This is a genomic window from Pigmentiphaga soli (assembly GCF_039541095.1).
Lineage (GTDB): Bacteria > Pseudomonadota > Gammaproteobacteria > Burkholderiales > Burkholderiaceae_B > Pigmentiphaga > Pigmentiphaga soli.
Genome location: NZ_BAABFO010000003.1, coordinates 81611 through 97744, shown reverse-complemented (window position 1 = coordinate 97744; position 16134 = coordinate 81611). Strand labels below are relative to the sequence as shown.

The 16134-nt window shown below is 69.7% G+C and carries 12 protein-coding genes; 4 read left to right on the top strand and 8 right to left on the bottom strand.

All coding sequences use genetic code 11. The features are described 5' to 3' along the window. Window positions 1–100: 100 nt before the first annotated feature. The 5 genes from ABD927_RS04210 to ABD927_RS04190 all read right to left on the bottom strand — a co-directional run bounded on the left by ABD927_RS04210 (window position 101) and on the right by ABD927_RS04190 (window position 7425). Entirely contained in the window at window positions 101–1639 is a 1539-nt protein-coding gene (locus ABD927_RS04210; protein ID WP_345246645.1) for an MFS transporter, read from the bottom strand. A gap of 104 nt (window positions 1640–1743) precedes the next feature. Beyond that, a complete protein-coding gene (locus tag ABD927_RS04205; protein WP_345246927.1) occupies window positions 1744–2763 on the bottom strand; it encodes an amidohydrolase family protein in 1020 nt (339 codons plus the stop codon). 217 nt (window positions 2764–2980) lie between these two features. Beyond that, complete coding sequence (locus ABD927_RS04200; protein WP_425570180.1) at window positions 2981–3808, bottom strand: ferritin-like domain-containing protein; 828 nt, start codon at window positions 3806–3808, stop codon at window positions 2981–2983. Window positions 3809–4056: 248 nt separating this feature from the next. After that, on the bottom strand, window positions 4057–6288 hold the full coding sequence (locus ABD927_RS04195) for a hypothetical protein (RefSeq protein ID WP_345246643.1): 2232 nt from the start codon (window positions 6286–6288) through the stop codon (window positions 4057–4059). A gap of 93 nt (window positions 6289–6381) precedes the next feature. Further along, window positions 6382–7425 (bottom strand): LysR substrate-binding domain-containing protein, encoded by a 1044-nt coding sequence (locus ABD927_RS04190; RefSeq protein ID WP_345246641.1) that lies wholly within the window; start codon window positions 7423–7425, stop codon window positions 6382–6384. Window positions 7426–7536: 111 nt separating this feature from the next. Between ABD927_RS04190 and ABD927_RS04185 the strand changes: the two genes are divergently transcribed. Together ABD927_RS04185 and ABD927_RS04180 are read left to right on the top strand one after the other, a co-directional pair. After that, window positions 7537–8697, top strand: a complete 1161-nt coding sequence (locus ABD927_RS04185) for a mandelate racemase/muconate lactonizing enzyme family protein (protein WP_345246639.1) — start codon at window positions 7537–7539, stop codon at window positions 8695–8697. 60 nt (window positions 8698–8757) lie between these two features. After that, window positions 8758–9735, top strand: coding sequence for a tripartite tricarboxylate transporter substrate binding protein (locus ABD927_RS04180; protein WP_345246637.1), 978 nt, complete (start codon window positions 8758–8760; stop codon window positions 9733–9735). Window positions 9736–9808: 73 nt separating this feature from the next. Here the strand turns inward: ABD927_RS04180 and ABD927_RS04175 are convergent, their stop codons facing one another. After that, a complete protein-coding gene (locus tag ABD927_RS04175; RefSeq protein ID WP_345246635.1) occupies window positions 9809–10447 on the bottom strand; it encodes a MarR family winged helix-turn-helix transcriptional regulator in 639 nt (212 codons plus the stop codon). Between the two features lie 160 nt (window positions 10448–10607). Between ABD927_RS04175 and ABD927_RS04170 the strand changes: the two genes are divergently transcribed. Further along, window positions 10608–11015: an OsmC family protein gene (locus ABD927_RS04170; RefSeq protein WP_345246633.1), complete on the top strand. Its 408-nt coding sequence runs from the start codon at window positions 10608–10610 to the stop codon at window positions 11013–11015. A gap of 7 nt (window positions 11016–11022) precedes the next feature. On the opposite strand, the gene ABD927_RS04165 is transcribed toward ABD927_RS04170, so the two are convergent. Both ABD927_RS04165 and ABD927_RS04160 read right to left on the bottom strand, forming a co-directional pair. Next, on the bottom strand, window positions 11023–13383 hold the full coding sequence (locus ABD927_RS04165; RefSeq protein ID WP_345246631.1) for a hybrid sensor histidine kinase/response regulator: 2361 nt from the start codon (window positions 13381–13383) through the stop codon (window positions 11023–11025). A 57-nt stretch (window positions 13384–13440) separates the two neighbouring features. Further along, window positions 13441–14715 carry an adenosylmethionine--8-amino-7-oxononanoate transaminase gene (locus tag ABD927_RS04160; protein WP_345246629.1) on the bottom strand — a complete coding sequence of 425 codons (1275 nt, stop codon included), beginning with the start codon at window positions 14713–14715 and terminating at the stop codon, window positions 13441–13443. Between the two features lie 216 nt (window positions 14716–14931). Between ABD927_RS04160 and bioF the strand changes: the two genes are divergently transcribed. Next, window positions 14932–16122: an 8-amino-7-oxononanoate synthase gene (gene bioF, locus ABD927_RS04155; protein ID WP_345246627.1), complete on the top strand. Its 1191-nt coding sequence runs from the start codon at window positions 14932–14934 to the stop codon at window positions 16120–16122. Window positions 16123–16134 lie beyond the last annotated feature (12 nt).

Below are 16134 nucleotides of genomic sequence, written 5' to 3'. Positions count from 1 at the left end.
AGAGTCGGACCGCACTCTATCGCCTGCGGTGTGCGCCGGATATAGGTAGTGGGATGCGAATGTCCTGCCGCGCGGGCCGATGGCCCGGGCGGCATGGGCGCTAGGACAGGCCACCCCCGCCCAGCGGCGGCGCGATCTCTTCCAGCGGCTTGCGTTCGGCGTCGATCGCGAAGCGCCATGCCAGCAGGCCGGCCACGATCACCAGCGCGGCGCCGAGCGCGTAGCCGGCGGTGACGGCGCCGCGGCTGCCGCTTTCGATCAGGACGCCGAACAGCCATGGGGCGACGAAGCCGCCGGCCCCGGTACCGATCGCATAGAACACGGAGATCGCCATCGCCCGCATTTCCAGCGGGAATACTTCGCTTACGGTCAGATAGGCCGAACTGGCGGCGGCCGAGGCCAGGAAGAACACGGCCGACCAGCACAGCGCCTGGCTGCGGGCGTCGAGCCAGCCTTCCAGGAAGGCCCAGCCGGTCAGCGCCAGGCCGACGCCCGACAGCGTGTAGGTCAGTCCGATCATGCGGCGGCGGCCGACGCGGTCGAACAGGGGGCCGAGCAGCAGCGGCCCCAGCACGTTGCCCAGCGCGAAAGGGAACACGTACAGCGCCACCCGCGCCTCGGGCACGCCGTGGAAGCGCGTCAGCACCAGCGCGTAGGTGAAGAAGATGGCATTGTAGAAGAAGGCCTGCGACACCATCAGCGCCAGCGCGACGAGGCTGCGCCGGCGGTAGTGCCGCAGCAGGACGTCGGCCACCACGCGCAGCGGCGGCGTGGCGCGGGCGCCCGGCGCGCCGGCGCCGCCGGCCACCGGCCCGGACAAGGGCGCAGAGCCCGGCCCGGCGTCAGGCGGCGTCCCCGCGCGTAGCGGGTCGCCGGATGCGGAGGGGGCTGTCGCCGGCGAGACAGGGGCCGCAGCGGCATGGCCGGCTGTCCCGTCCACGCCAGCCGCCGCCTCGATCGCGGCCACCACGCGCAGCGCTTCCTTCTCCTGGCCATGCGTCATCAGCCAGCGCGGGCTTTCGGGCACGTCGCGGCGCACCAGCAGGATGGCGAAGGCCAGCACGGCGCCGAGGATGAAGCCCGCCCGCCAGCCGAGCGCCGGCCCGAGCACCCCGGGGTCGAGCAACACCAGGCTCAGCGCCGCCCCCAGCGCCGCGCCGATCCAGAAACTGCCGTTGATCGCAAGGTTGACCCGGCCGCGCACCCGGGCCGGGATCAGTTCGTCGATGGCGGAATTGATGGCCGCATATTCGCCGCCGATGCCCAGGCCGGTCACGAACCGGCAGGCGGCGAAGAATGCGAAGTCGGGCGAGAAGGCGGTGGCCAGCGTGCCGGCCATGTAGACGGCCAGCGTGATGAGGAACAGCTTCTTGCGGCCCAGCCGGTCGGCCAGGCGGCCGAACAGCAGGGCGCCCAGCACGGCGCCGGCGATATAGAGCGAGCCCGAGCCGCCCACCTCGGCGGCGCTGAACCCGAGGGTATCGGGCCGTTCCAGCACGCCGCCGATCGAGCCGACCAGCGTGACCTCCAGCCCGTCCAGCACCCATGCCACGCCGAGCGCGATCACCACACGCCAATGCCAGCGCGACCACGGCAAGCGGTCGAGGCGGGCGGGAAGGCTGACGTCGGCAGGAAGCATATCCACTCAGGCAGGCAGCCACCGGCCCAGGACGCCGCGGATCCGGCTTCGCCGGTCCGCCGGCGTCGCCCCCCGAGGGGCGCGCGAAGCGCGTAGGGGAGGAATCATCTCGCCTTCAGGCGTGCGTCCAACCGCGGGAACACGCGCCGGGCGTTGCCTTCGTACACCTTGTAGCGGGCCTCGGCATCGAGCACCGACGCTTCGATGTAGCGCTTGGTGTCGTCGTAGTAGTTGCCGGTTTCGGGATCGATGCCGCGCACCGCGCCGATCATTTCCGAGGCGAACAGGATGTTGTCGACCGGGATCACGCGGGTCAGCAGGTCGATGCCCGGCTGGTGGTAGACGCAGGTATCGAAGAAGATGTTGTTGAGCAGATGGTCTTTCAGCAGCGGCTTCTTCATTTCCTGCGCCAGGCCGCGGAAGCGCCCCCAGTGGTAGGGCACCGCGCCGCCGCCGTGCGGGATCAGGAAGCGCAGCGTGGGGAAGTCCTTGAACAGGTCGGAGGTCAGGCACTGCATGAAGGCGGTGGTGTCGGCGTTCAGGTAGTGCGAGCCGGTGGTGTGGAAGGCCGGGTTGCAGCTGGTGCTGACGTGGATCATGGCCGGGATGTCGTACTCGACCATTTTTTCGTAGATGGGGTACCAGTAGCGGTCGGACAGCGGCGGCGAGTTCCACTGCCCGCCCGACGGATCCGGGTTCAGGTTGATGCCGACGTTGCCGTATTCATTGATGCATTTTTCCAGCTCGGGAATGCAGGTCTTGGTGTCGACCCCCGGCGATTGCGGCAGCATCGCCACCGGCACGAAGTTGTCGGGGAACAGCTTCGAAACCCGGTAGCACAGCTCGTTGCAGATGGCGGCCCAGGCAGCCGAGACGTTGAAATCGCCGATGTGGTGGGCCATGAAGCTCGCGCGCGGCGAAAACAGCGTGACGTCGGAACCGCGCTGTTTCATCAGGCGCAGCTGGTTGGCCTCGATCGATTCGCGCAGGTCGTCGTCGCTGATCTTCAGTTCGGAGGCCTTGGGCATCTGCGACGGATCCTTGATGCCGGCGATCTGCCGGTTGCGCCAGTCCTCCAGCGCCTTGGGCGCCGTGGTGTAGTGGCCATGGCAGTCGATGATCAGGGGGGAAGTCATTGTTGCGTTCTCCTGGGTATCCGGTCCGGGCCGCGCAGCCATACGCGGACGCGCGCCTGGACGCGAAGCCGATTGTAGTCGACCGGGCACCCGCCACGGCATGCGACCCATCGACCCGCGCCGCCCCATCCAGGGCACAGCGGATCCGGCTCCGCCGGTCCGACAGCGCCCTTTGAGGGGACGCGCGAAGCGGGCAGGGGTGGGTCTACTTCAACAATTGCGCCAGCCGCACCAGCGGATACTGGATGCTCTTGTTGGCCCACGGCGAGAGGTGCAGCGGCTTCAGGAGCATCTTGACGGCCATGTCGGCCGGCAGGTTGCGCACCACCAGGCTGCGCGTGCGGCGGTTGACCTTGCGCAGCGCGGCCGCGTCGTGGGCCAGCTCGGGATGGCGGGCGGCGAACACGTGCCGCATGGCGCAGTCGGAATCGTCGTTGCGGATCTCGGCCACGCGCCGCGCCAGCGCGCCGAACACGGCACTGCGGCCGTTGCCTTCGGCCTGGTTGTATTTGCAGAAGTAGTGGTAGAAGTTCTTGTAGTGCCGGACTTCGTCGGCGCGGATGTGGGCCGTCAGCCGTTTCAGCACCGGCTCGTCGGTATAGGCGTTGATGCTGGTGTAGAGGGTGGCGGTGCCGGTTTCGACCACGCAGCGGGCCGCCATTTCCAGCGCGTAGCTGGGCTCGAATTCCTCCACCGTGCAGCTGCGCGAATATTCGTCGAAGAAGCTCGCGAAGGCCGCGGGCCAGTCGAAATCCGGCCAGACGCGCTCGATGTAGGCCCGCAGCGCGCGGCCGTGCTGCAGCTCTTCGGGCTCCCAGTGCTGGCCGAGCCAGGCGGAAACTTCGGGGTCGTCGTGGTAGTAGCTGACCAGGTTGCGCGTGTACAGGTCGGAGCCGGTTTCGATGAATGATGCGGCGGTGAGGACGTAGAACAGGTTTTCGTCGTCGCGCACCCGCTGCATGTCGATGCCTGCCAGGTCGATGTTGTCGAGCGACCACGGCAGCGAGGGCGAATCTGCTTTTCCCAAGACGATCTCCATCGGACATCCAGCATAGGCAGCACGAGCCGGCCGGCCGTTCCGCGCCCGGGCCCCGCCAGAGTGCAACGGCGCGTAAGAGCGCAGCGGCGCCCGTGCGCTGCCTGCCCGGCCTTCCGGTTTTCTATCTAATTAATGTGCAGATCCTGCCTGCATAGATACCTTTCTGTAACACGGCTGTCAACATGGCTAAGATGCCACAGCCGCACTGAAAGGTCACTGACTGGGCGGGCGCGGGCCGGTCTTCAGGGCGCGAGAGCGGGTGCCGGGGCGGGCGCAGGGGCGGGCGCGGTGGCCGGCGGCGCCCCGGCCGCCGGCGCGGCCGGCGCGGCCGGCGGCGTGGTCCGCATCGACGCCGGCAGCACCGGATCGAGCAGGCCGGCGCGCCAGGCCAGCACGGCCAGCACGACGATGATCGCCAGGGTCCACAGGGTGTAGGCCTTGCCGTGGCTTTCGGCGAACGGATCGTTCAGGCTGCGCTTGGCGTTGTCGGGCACGTGCGCGGTCTGCGACAGCGAGCCGCCCAGCCGGACGTTGACCTTCATACGCCCGTTGATGGCCCAGCCGCTGGCATCGAGGATGGGGCCCAGGCTGCGCTGGCGCAGCTTGAGCCAGGCGATCAGCATGCTGGGGCCGGAAATCGCCAGCACGATGCCGAGCACGGCCACCGGGATCCACCAGCCCAGGTCGACGAATTTGGCGAAGATGCCGACCAGCACGGCGCTGATGCTGCCCAAGGCCACGCCGATGGCGGCGACCGTGCCGACGTCGACCTTGTTGGCCGGCGGCTTGGCGGCGTCGGCGGCGGTCTCGGCCTTGTCGGCGGTGGCGACGCTGGTGGCCATCGCCCCCAGCCGGCCCTGCGCGGCTTCGTCGCTGGCCGCGGCGCGCTTGGCCACCTGTTCCTCGATCATCCGCACGAATTTCTTGTACGGCGAGAAGAAGGCCTGCGAGATGCTGGTCGGGTTCTCGATGATCTTGGCGATGGTGGCGTCCCAGTCCCTGCCCTGGCGGTCGTAGAACACGCCGTTGCGGCCGACGAACAGGAAGTCGACGTCGCCGGCGGTGAAGGCGGCCACGATCGTCATTTTCTCGCCCTGCCGGGTGCAGTCGCAGTAGGCAAGATAGGTCTTGGCCAGGCCGGCCAGCGCCGCGTGCTTGGCGGCGTCGTCCACGCGCACGGTCAGGTCGCAGCTGCGGGCGTCCAGGTATAGCGTGCCGGCCTGGAAGATCGCGCCTTCGCGGCGGTAGAAGTCCTTGAACGAGACGAAGTTTTCCAGCAGATGGACCAGGTCGCGCTGCAGGCGCAGCAGCTTTTCCAGGTCCTGCATGTCGTCGTGGTGCGGCTCGATGTTCAGGTCGGACTCGATCAGCGCGTTGACCTGGGCCTGGATGCCGGCATCCAGCATGGCCGTCAGCTGGGCCACGTCGAGCGCGTCGAGGTGGGTGGCGGGCTTGGCGGCCAGCCATTCGCGCGCCGGGGCCAGGCGTTCCTGCAGCTGGCGCCACGCGGCTTCGGTCAGCGCCTCGGCCGGCGCGCCGGTGAGCGGTTCGATGGCCTGGGTGCGCAGCGCATCCAGCGCGGCCGCCCAGGCGGGGTTGACGCCGCTGCGCAGCGGCAGCGTGCGGCCCGGCTCGACCTGGGCCAGCGGCAGATGGGCGATGCGGTCCGAACCCAGCGTCAGGGCATCGGCATAGAGCGCCCGGTATTCCTCCACCGAGGGGTTGAGCGCGGCCGCTGCCTGCGGATCGTAGGCCGCCACGCGGCAGCGCGCGAAGAAGTCGTCGACCTTGGCGCTCACGGCGTCGACGGCCTGCACGGCGGCCGTGGTGGCGTCGCCCAGCGGCACGATGGACGGGTCGCCGGCCACGCGGTCGCGCCATTGCCGGATCGCGGCCGCCTCTTCGAAGAAGGAGTCGGCGCGGGCGCGATCGATGCCCTGTTCGCCGCCCAGGTCCGGCACGCTGCCGTGGGTGTCGATGATGCGCTGGATGGCCTCGCGCAGCGGGCCTTCGTCGGCGGTGGCCGGGGTGACGATGCCGTCGCCGTTGAAGCGCATGGCCTTCAGCAGGCGGCCGCGGTCGGCCACGTCGTCCAGTCCGACGGCGTCGGCCGGCTTGCCCAGCAATTCCAGGATCCGGCGGGCGGTCGCGGCCAGCTGGGCGCCGGCTTCGGTACGGTCGTCGATCTCGGCCAGCGCCAGCCTGCCGTCACGGCGCAGCAGCACGTCGGGGTCGCGCAGCCGCTCGCAGGCCCAGCGGCAGGCCGCCAGCAATTCCGGCGGGCGGATGCGGCCGTCGTGGTCGGTATCGATCAGGTCCAGCGTCTGGTGGTCGAATTCGATGCCGCGCGTGGGGCACGCGAGCGCCACCCACAGCTTCTGGTCGAGCTGGTCGAGATGGCAGACATCGGCGCCGGAACGGATGGCGACCTGGTCGACGCCGCCCGCGCGGAAGAATTGCCAGGTATGTTCCATGGACTGGGGTTCTCCGGGATCGGGAAGACCGCCGCCGCGCGGCGGAACGAAGGTAAAAATCGCGTTCCGGATTATTGCTTACTTCGCGGCACGCTACTTGCTGCGCAGGCTTCTGGCGGCAGGGAGTTTGTATGGTCTGGTTACAGGCCAGGCGGCGGCGTCCGGTAGCGCGGGCTCCGCCGCCACCCTGGGCTTGCCCATGGTCCTCGCGGCTGCGCGGACCATGCGGCGGAACGAGGCCAGCACCGGGTCTTCGGCCGCCGCCGGGTGGCCCACCAGCATCACCGGGCTGCCAGGCAGCACGGGCCTGGCATTGACGACGCGCACGACCCCGAGCGCGGCGTAGCGGCGGGCTGCCGACTCGGGCACGATCGTGATGAAGCGGGTGTCGGCCACCAGCGCCAGGTTCGAATCGAAGCTGCGGGTCTCGATCACGGGCTGGATCGGCGGCAGCCCCTGTTGCGCCAGGAAGCGTTCCAGCACGGTGCGCGAGGTGCTGCCGGGCGAGGGCAGCACCCAGCCGTGATCCATCAGCCGCGCCAGGCTCACGGGCCCGCGCGGCAATTCGGCATTGCCGGCCGCGCAGATCACCAGCGGGCGTTCGTCGTACAGCCGTTCGGCGGCAATGTCTTCGCTGAAGCCGGCGGTGCCCGAGGGGTGGCGCAGGATGCCGAAATCCAATTCGCCGCGCGCCAGGGCGTCGACCAGCACGGTCGAGCCGTCCTCCATCATGCTCAGGCGAAAGCCGGCGGCGGAGCGCCGCGGCGCGCCGCCGCCCGCCGGGAACATGCGGTCCAGCACCAGCGGCATCAGCGAATGCATCGCGCGCGGGATGCAGCCCAGGCGGACCACCGGCCCGGATTCGCCGAGCAGGCCGTCGAGCCGCTCCAGCCCGCGCAGGACGAAGCGCGCCTGGGCCAGCACCGCAGCGCCCTGCGGCGTGAGTTCGCTGCCGCGCGCCGAGCGTTCGAACAGGCGATGGCCGAGCAGGGCTTCGGCATCGGCCAGCAGCCGCGACACGGCCGGCTGCGGCAGGCCGAGGCTTTGCGCGGCGCGGTGCACCGAGCGGCTGTCGGCGATGGCGGCCAGGATCTGGAGATGGCGGCGCTGCAGCGCGGCCGGGCGGCGCGAGGTCATGACGGGAGGGGATATGGAAATGGCATCACTGGATGCCAAAAATATCTCATTTACGGTATCTATGCCCGATTGCTACATTGCCGCCGTTCTTTTGCAAAGGAGGCCATCGCCATGAAGATAAGGAAAGTCGAATGCCTGCCCGTCCATCCGGGCTGGCGCAAGAACTTCGTGTTCGTGCGTATCGAAACCGACGAAGGCATCGTAGGCTGGGGCGAAGCCTATAGCCAGTACGACCGCGACCGCGCCATCGCCGCCCAGGTGAACGAACTCGGCCGCTACCTCGAAGGCCGCGAGGCCGCCCACATCCGCCACTTCCTGCAGATCGCGTTCGACGACTACGCCCAGCGCCGCTCCTCGCTCGAATACTGGTGCGCGCTGTCGGGCATCGAGCAGGCCCTGTGGGACATCGCCGGCAAGGCCGTCGACCAGCCGGTCTACAACCTGCTGGGCGGGCCGGTGCGCGACAAGCTGCGCGTCTACGCCAACGGCTGGAGCTACAAGATGTACGAGCCGGCCGACTTCGCCCGCGGCGCCGAAGAGGTGGTGCGCAAGGGCTTCACCGCGATGAAATTCGACCCGCTGCCGCGGCCGTGGCGCACCTACATCCCCCGGGAGCACATCCGGCACGCCGTGGCCGTGCTCAAGGCGGTGCGCGACGCGGTCGGACCCGACGTCGAACTGCTGCTCGATATCCATCGCCGCCTGGCGCCGCAGCACGCGATCACGCTGTCGAACGCGCTGGCCGAGTTCGAGCCCTACTGGTTCGAAGAGCCCTGCCAGGTCGAGAACCTGGAAGCGCTGGCCGAAGTGCGGGCCGCCTCGAAGATCCCGGTGGTCAGCGGCGAGGCCATGTACGGCCGGGCCGACTTCCGCCGCCTGCTGCGCGGCCGCTGCGTGGACATCATCAATCCGGACGTGTCGAACTGCGGCGGCATCCTGGAACTGCTGCTGATCGCCTCGGCGGCCGAGTCCGAGATGGTGGCGGTCTCGCCCCACAACTACAACTCCACCTCGCTGGCGCTGTCGGCCACGGTGCAGGCGGCCGCCTGCATGCCGAACTTCACGCTGACCGAGTATTTCCTGCCCTACGAGGAGTTCGGCTCGGTGGTGGCCACCAATCCGCTGGTGCCCGTGAACGGCTACATCACGCTGCCGCAGGGGCCGGGGCTGGGACTGGACATCATCGAAGAGGCCGTGCGCGCCCGGCCGTACAAGGACTATCCGCGCCGCACTTTCCGCACCAACGAAAACGACGGGCAATCCGAACACTGAGCCGTGCCCCGGCGGGCGGCCGGCGTTCGGGTCCGGCCGCCGAACGACAGGAGACAAGACATGAATCTGAAGCCCCGCATCGCCGCGGCGCTGCTGGCCGTGGCAGGCATGATCGCGGCCGGCCCGGCCGCCGCCGCGGCCGAATCGGCAGCCGACTATCCTTCCAAGCCGATCCGCTTCATCTGCACCTCGGCAGCCGGTTCGCCGCTCGACCTGATGATGCGCACCACCGCCAAGTTCCTCGGCGACGAGCTCAAGCAGACCATCGTGGTCGAAAACCGCACCGGCGGCACCGGCGCGGTCGGCATGGCCACCGCGATGAATTCGCCGGCCGACGGCTACGTCATCGTGTCGGCCACCGGCTCGACCTCGTTCCTGATGGCCGACCCGAAGTCCAGCTATTCGCCCGATGACTTCCTGTTCTTCCGCGGGCTGCAGGCCGAGCCCTCGGCGGTGGCGGTGCGGGCCGACAGCCCCTATCGCACGCTGGGCGATCTGGTAAAGGCGCTGCGCGAGACGCCCGACAAGGTCAGCGTGGGCGGCTACGCGGCGGCGGGTTTCCACCAGTTCGTGTTCTACCGGCTGCAGCAGGTGGGCAACTTCAAGGCGATCTGGGTGCCGTTCCAGGGCGGCAACCAGGCGGCGCTGGCGCTGATGGGCAAGCAGATCGACGCCGCGGTGCTCACCCCCAGCTCGGCGCTGGGCCAGGTGCAGAACGGCGACATGCGGCTGCTCGGCATCAGCACCGAAAAGCGCGATCCGACCTTCCCCGGCGTGCCTACCTTCAAGGAACAGGGGCTGGACGTGGTCGAGCTGCTGTGGCGCGGGCTGATGGTGAAGAAGGGCACCCCGCCCGAGATCGTCGCCAAGCTGTCGGCGGCGCTGGACCGGGTCGAGGCCAAGCCCGAGTGGAAGGCCTTCATGAAGGCCAACGCCCAGTCGCCGGTGAACCTGACGGCCGACCAGATGCAGCGCCACGTAGTGGAAGAAGTGGCCTCGCGCAGGAAATTCCTGCAAACCATCGGCGTGGTGAAGTAGCCGGCAGGGCGCTCGCGGCGGCCCGCGCCGGGGGCCCGGCGCCCCTGCCTGCCGGAGCCCTCTGCCGTGCGGGCTACCGCTCGCCGGCGGCCGGTTCGCCGTCCAGCAAGGCGCCGAGCAGGCGGTGCAACTGCCGCGCCAGGTCGGGATCGACCAGCAAGGGGGCGCGGTCCGGCTCGGTGGCTGCCGGCGGGCCCCCGGCGGCAGCGGCCCGCGCCTCGCCGAATGCCGTTTCGTCGTGCAGCATCGCGCGCGAGCGTTCGGTGAGCCGGTCCAGGCATTCAAGGAAGATTTCGCGGTGCTCGGCCGGCAGCGCGTCGATCCAGACGCGGTTGTGTGCCGCGGCCTCGGCGTCGATGCGGCCGTACATGCGGCGGCCGGCCGGCGTCAGCGCCAGGTAGAACGAGCGCTGGTCGGTTTCGTCGGCCTGGCGTTCGACCAGTCCGTCGGCCACCAGCTTGGTCACCATCCGGCTGCCGTGGCTCTTGTCGACGCCGATTTCCCGGCACAGGCGGCGCAGCGTGATCGGGCCGCACACGCCCACCACGCCCAGGATGCGGCATTCCACCGTGCGCATCCCGAACATCCTCTGGTACGACAGATCGGCCTGGCGCACGACCAGGTTCGACAGGATTTCCAACCTGAACGTGGGCAGCGACCGGAAGGATTTCGACGGCGCGCCTGCGCTCGGTGGCTGTTTGCCGGGTTTCATCGCGAGGCCTCAAGAGTTCGCGCAATTATAGGCATGCCACCGTTGGCGCGGGAGGGCGTGATAGCCCCCGCTCGCCGTGCCGGCGCATAATATGCCGGCAGGCGCGGCCTGCTGCGCGGCGCCGTCCGGCGCCGTTTCCTGTGCTCTGGATGGACATGCCATGACGACTCAAGCGCAATGGGCCGCCGCGAGCGGCAAGACCGCCTGCGAGGTGACTTTCGACCACGGCTGGCTGGTGGCCGACCTCGATGCCGAGGCCGGCGGCGGCAGGCACCCGGCGCCGCACGACCTGCTGGACGCGGCGCTGGCCGCCTGCACCACGCTCACGCTGGAGCTGTACATCAAGCGCAAGGGCTTCGACGTCGATTCGCTGCGGGTAGAAGTGGCGCACGCCAAGGGCGCCGACGGCTACCGGATGACCCGCACCATCCACGTGGCGGGGCGCCTGTCCGACGAGCAGAAGGCGGCCGTGCTGCGCATCGCCGAGGCCTGCCCGGTGCACAAGACGCTGACGGGCAAGATCGCGATCGTGACCGAGGCCTTGCAGGTGGTGGACGCGGCGTCGTAGACGACCGTCAACCGCCGGCCACCGCCCGCAGCGCCGTGGCGATGGTGGCGATGTTGTACGGCTTGCGCAGCGTGATCGCGCGCGGGATGTCGACGGAAATCGTCTGTCCGGTGGCGAACACGATGCCGATCGCGGGATGCAGCTCGCGGGCCTGCATGGCCAATGCCTCGCCCGACATGCCGGCCAGGCCGACGTCGGCCATCAGCACGTCGACGGGGCCGGCCGCCAGCACGTCCAGGGCCTGCCCGGCGTCGGGCACCTGCGTCACGGCGTGGCCCAGCGACTCGAGCAGTTCCGCGGTGCCTGCGCGGATCAGGTCGTCGTCTTCCACCAGCACGATCCTGAGCGATTCGGTCTTCTTCATCGGCGCCGTCGCCTTGGCCGGCTCCATGGCCGCGAGTTCCTGGCGTTGCCTGCGGTTCGCCAGCACGTGGCGGACCTTGCGGGCAAGGTCTTCGCGCGTGTAGGGCTTGCCAAGCAGCTCGACCCCGGCATCGAGGCGCCCGCCATGCACGATCGCGTTCTGCGTATAGCCGGAGGTGAACAGCACCGCGAGGTCCGGCAGCCGTTCCCTGGCCTTGCGGGCCAGTTCGGTGCTGCGCAGCGGACCCGGCATCACGACGTCGGTGAACAGCAGATCGATCTTCAGCCCGCTGTCGATGACGGCCAGCGCGCCCACGGCGTCCTGCGCCTTGAGCACCTGGTACCCCAGGTCGGTGAGCAGTTCGACGGCCGTGGCGCAGACTTGCGGGTCGTCCTCGGCCACCAGGATGGTTTCGTTGCCGCCCACGGTCAGCTGGTTGTCCAGCGGCTCGAAAACCGACTCTTCCTCCATCGACCGGGGCAGGTAGAGCTTGACCGTGGTGCCGTGGCCCGGCTCGCTGTAGATCTTGACGTGTCCGCCGGACTGCTTGACGAAGCCGTACACCATCGACAGCCCCAGGCCGGTGCCTTTGCCCTCGGGCTTGGTGGAGAAAAAGGGCTCGAAGGCCTGGGCGATCACCTCCGGCGGCATGCCGGTGCCGGTATCGGTAACGGCCAGCATCACGTACTGGCCCGGGGTCACTTCCGCGTGCTGGCGGGCGTAGGCGTCGTCGAGGAAGGCATTGCCGAGTTCGATCGTCAGCTTGCCGGCGCCGTCCATGGCGTCGCGCGCGTTGATCGACAGGTTCAGCAGCGCGTTCTCGACCTGGCTGACGTCGACGAAGGTATTCCACAAGCCGCCGGCCACCACCATTTCCACCTCGATGGCTTCGCCCAGGGTGCGCTGCAGCATGTCTTCCATGCCGGCGATGAAGCGGCCGATGTTCACCACCTTCGGGTCGAGCGCCTGCCGGCGCCCGAAGGCGAGCAGGTAGCTGGCCAGCTTGGCGCCGCGGGTGACGCCCGCCAGGGCGTTGTGCACCCGCCGTTCGGCGCGTTCGTTGCCGGCCACGTCGCGCGACAGCAGTTGCAGATTGCCCGAGATGATCTGCAGCAGATTGTTGAAATCGTGCGCGACGCCGCCGGTCAGCTTGCCGATGGCTTCCATTTTCTGGGCCTGCTGCAGTGCCTGCTCGGTCCGCCTGAGCGCGGCGGCGGCCGCCACCCGCTCGCTGATGTCGCGCGTGACCTTGGCGAAACCGATGACGTCGCCGGCCTCGTTGCGGATGGCTTCGATCACCACGTGCGCCATGAAGCGGCTGCCGTTCTTGCGGACCCGCCATCCTTCCTGCTCGAAGCGGCCGGCATTCGATGCGGTGGCGAGCGCCCTGGCGGGCAGGCCGGCGGCGCGGTCTTCGGCCGTGTAGAAGCGGGAGAAATGCGAGCCGATGATTTCTTCCTGCGTATAGCCCTTGATACGCTGGGCGCCGACGTTCCAGTGGGTCACCCTGCCGGTGGGGTCCAGCGTGTAGATGGCGTAGTCCGTGACCCCCTGCACCAGCACGCGGAATTGCTGCTCGCTCTGGCGCAGCGCTTCCTCGGCCTGCTTGCGCTCGGTGATGTCGCGGGAGATCTCGGCGAAGCCCAGCAGCCGGCCGTCGCGGTCTTTGATCGGATCGATGATGACGTGCGCGTGAAACCGCGCCCCGTCCTTGCGGACTCGCCAGCCCTCGGTTTCGAATTTGCCGGCCTGTGCGGCCGTGTACAACGCTTGCCCGGGCAGCCCCGCCGCCTGATCTTCGGCCGTATGGAACACGGAAAAGTGCCGGCCGATGATCTCGCTTTCGTCGTAGCCGTTGAAGCGTTGGGCACCCGCGTTCCAGCTGGCCACGCGGCCGCCCTGGTCCAGCATGTAGATGGCGTAGTCGCGGATGCTGTCGACCAGGAGCCGGAGGCGCTGCGGACCGGCCAATTGGTTGTCGTTCGGGCTGTCGGGTGACGTCATCGCACTATAGTAACTGTGGCTGGCGCCGCTGTGCCACCGCGTGCGAGCGGCGCCAGGTCAGGGCCGGCCCTGGGCCAGCACCTGCCTGACCGCCGCCAGCAGCCGTTCGAGGTCGTCTTCGCCGATGGTGAAGGCGGGCGTGAGATAGACCACGTTGCCGAACGGCCGCACCCAGACGCCGGCGTCCACCAGCCGCCGGCGCAGCGCGTCGCGGTCGGCGATGCGGTCGAGCTGGACCACGCCGATCGCGCCCAGCGTGCGCACGTCGGCCACCCAGGGCAGGCTGCGGCACGGCTCGAGCCCGGCGCGCAGCCTGGACGACAGCGCCGCCACCTGCGCCAGCCGCGGTTCGCGCTCGAACAGGTCGAGCGAGGCATTGGCCGCGGCGCAGGCCAGCGCGTTGCCCATGAAGGTGGGGCCGTGCATCAGCGCGTGTTCCGGCGAATCGGACCAGAATGCCTCGAAGATCCGGCTGCTGGCCACGGTGACGGCCAGCGGCAGCGTGCCGCCGGTCAGCGCCTTCGACAGCGTGACGATGTCGGGCCGCACGCCGGCCTGCTGGAAGGCGAACATCGTGCCGGTGCGGCCGAAGCCGGTGAAGATTTCGTCGAAGATCAGCGGCAGGCCGTGGGCGTCGGCCAGCGCGCGCAGCCGTTGCAGCACCTCGGGCGGGTGCATCAGCATGCCGCCGGCGCCCTGGACCAGCGGTTCGACCAGGATGCCGGCCAGCGTGGCGCCGTGGCGGCCGAGCAGGGCGTCGAGCGCGCCGGCGGCGGCCTCGTCGCCGGGCAGCTCGGCGATCAGGTGTTCGGTCAGCAGGCCGCGGAACAGCCGGTGCATGCCTTCGTCGGGGTCGCACACGGCCATGGTGCCGAAGGTGTCGCCGTGGTAGCCGCCACGGAAGGCCAGGAAGCGGCTGCGGCCGCGTTCGCCGCGGTTGAGCCAGTACTGCACGGCCATCTTCATCGCCACCTCGACCGCCACCGAGCCGGAATCGGTGTAGAACACGCGGTCCAGGCCGGGGCCCAGCAGCGCGCACAGGCGGTGCGCCAGGGTCAGCGCCGGTTCGTGCGCCAGGCCGCCGAACATCACGTGCGGCAGCGTGTCGAGCTGGGCGCGCACGGCGGCGGCGATGGCGGGGTGGTTGTAGCCGTGGCAGGCCGTCCACCACGAGGCCACGCCGTCGATCAGCTCGCGGCCGTCGGCCAGCACCAGCCGGCTGCCGTGGCTGGCCGCCACCGGCAGCGGCGGCGGGGTGGTCTTCATCTGGGCGTAGGGCAGCCAGATGTGCGGATAGCCTGCGGCCATCCAGGGCGGCGCAACAGTCATCATGTATAGAATGATATCGAAGGCGCCAATTCTACCGGGCGCCCCCTTGCCCCGCCCGATGGCCGAATATCCGTTTCCATGGCGCTGTCCGCCTCCCGACGCGGGCGACTGCCGCAGCCCCTCCAGGATGCGGCGGATCCGGCTCCGCCGGTCCGCCCGCATCGCCCCTCGAGGGGCGCGCGCAGCGCGTAGGGGTGGGCCTGACCTCCGAAGGTATCCATGTCCAGACTGGACCCGCTGTTTCTGCAAGAACTCGACAAGGCCGAAAGCCGGCGCGTGCGGCGCCGCCTGCGCGCCGTCCAGCCGGGGCCGGCCGGCCGCCTGGTGTCCGGCGGCCGCCGGCTGGTGAATTTCTCCAGCAACGATTATCTCGGGCTGGCGCGCCATCCGGCGCTGGTGGCGCGCGCCCAGGCGTGGGCGGCCGACTACGGTACCGGCGCCCAGGCCTCGCGGCTGGTATGCGGCAATTTCGAGGCCCACCAGGCGGTGGAGGCCAAGATCGCCCGCCTGAAAGGCACCGAGGCCGCGCTGCTGTTCGCCTCCGGCTGGCAGGCCAACGCCGCCGTGCTGCCGGCGCTGCTGCGCGCGGCCGCGTCGCGGGGCGCGCCGCAGGTCTATACCGACCGCCTGAACCATGCCAGCCTGCACCATGGCTGCCAGGCCGCCGGCGTGCGCGAGGTCCGTTTCCGCCACAACGACCTGGACCATCTCGATCAATTGCTGTCCGGCCGCGACGGCGACGGGCCGTGCTTCATCGTGACCGAAAGCGTGTTCAGCATGGACGGCGACCGTGTCGACGTGGCGCGGCTGGCCGATCTGGCCGACCGCCACGGCGCCTTCCTGTACCTGGACGAGGCGCACGCCACCGGCGTGCTGGGCGAGGGCGGCATGGGGCTGGCCGGCCTGGCGCCCGGGCGCGTGGACCTGGCGATGGGCACCTTCAGCAAGGCGCTCGGCTCGTTCGGCGCCTACGTGGCCGGTTCGCAGGCGCTGTGCGATTACCTCGTCAACGCCTGCTCGGGCCTGATCTACACCACCGCGCTGCCGCCGCCGGTGCTGGGGGCGATCGACGCCGCGCTCGACCTGATCCCGTCGCTGGATGCCGAACGCGAGCGGCTGGCCGCCTCGGGGCGGCGGCTGCGCGCGGCGCTGCAGGGAATGGGCGTGGACACCGGCGCCTCGTCCACCCACATCGTGCCGGCCATCGTGGGCGACGAAACGCGTGCGCTGGCGCTGAGCGCGGCGCTGGAAGCCGCCGGCCTGCTGGCGGTGGCGATCCGGCCGCCCACCGTGCCGGCCGGCACCAGCCGCCTGCGCATCGCGCTGAGCGCCGCGCATACCGAGGGCGACCTGGCGCGGCTGCTCAATGCCCTGGGGGCCGCGATCAAGACTACGGGAGTCAGGCCATGAACGTTTTCCGCA

Excerpts from the sequence above, each read along its gene's own strand:
- ABD927_RS04210 (WP_345246645.1), bottom strand. The coding sequence starts at position 1,639 with ATGCTTCCTGCCGACGTCAGCCTTCCCGCCCGCCTCGACCGCTTGCCG.
- ABD927_RS04195 (WP_345246643.1), bottom strand. The coding sequence starts at position 6,288 with ATGGAACATACCTGGCAATTCTTCCGCGCGGGCGGCGTCGACCAGGTC.
- ABD927_RS04190 (WP_345246641.1), bottom strand. The coding sequence starts at position 7,425 with ATGACCTCGCGCCGCCCGGCCGCGCTGCAGCGCCGCCATCTCCAGATC.
- ABD927_RS04185 (WP_345246639.1), top strand. The coding sequence starts at position 7,537 with ATGAAGATAAGGAAAGTCGAATGCCTGCCCGTCCATCCGGGCTGGCGC.
- ABD927_RS04180 (WP_345246637.1), top strand. The coding sequence starts at position 8,758 with ATGAATCTGAAGCCCCGCATCGCCGCGGCGCTGCTGGCCGTGGCAGGC.
- ABD927_RS04175 (WP_345246635.1), bottom strand. The coding sequence starts at position 10,447 with ATGAAACCCGGCAAACAGCCACCGAGCGCAGGCGCGCCGTCGAAATCC.
- ABD927_RS04170 (WP_345246633.1), top strand. The coding sequence starts at position 10,608 with ATGACGACTCAAGCGCAATGGGCCGCCGCGAGCGGCAAGACCGCCTGC.
- ABD927_RS04165 (WP_345246631.1), bottom strand. The coding sequence starts at position 13,383 with ATGACGTCACCCGACAGCCCGAACGACAACCAATTGGCCGGTCCGCAG.
- ABD927_RS04160 (WP_345246629.1), bottom strand. The coding sequence starts at position 14,715 with ATGATGACTGTTGCGCCGCCCTGGATGGCCGCAGGCTATCCGCACATC.
- bioF (WP_345246627.1), top strand. The coding sequence starts at position 14,932 with ATGTCCAGACTGGACCCGCTGTTTCTGCAAGAACTCGACAAGGCCGAA.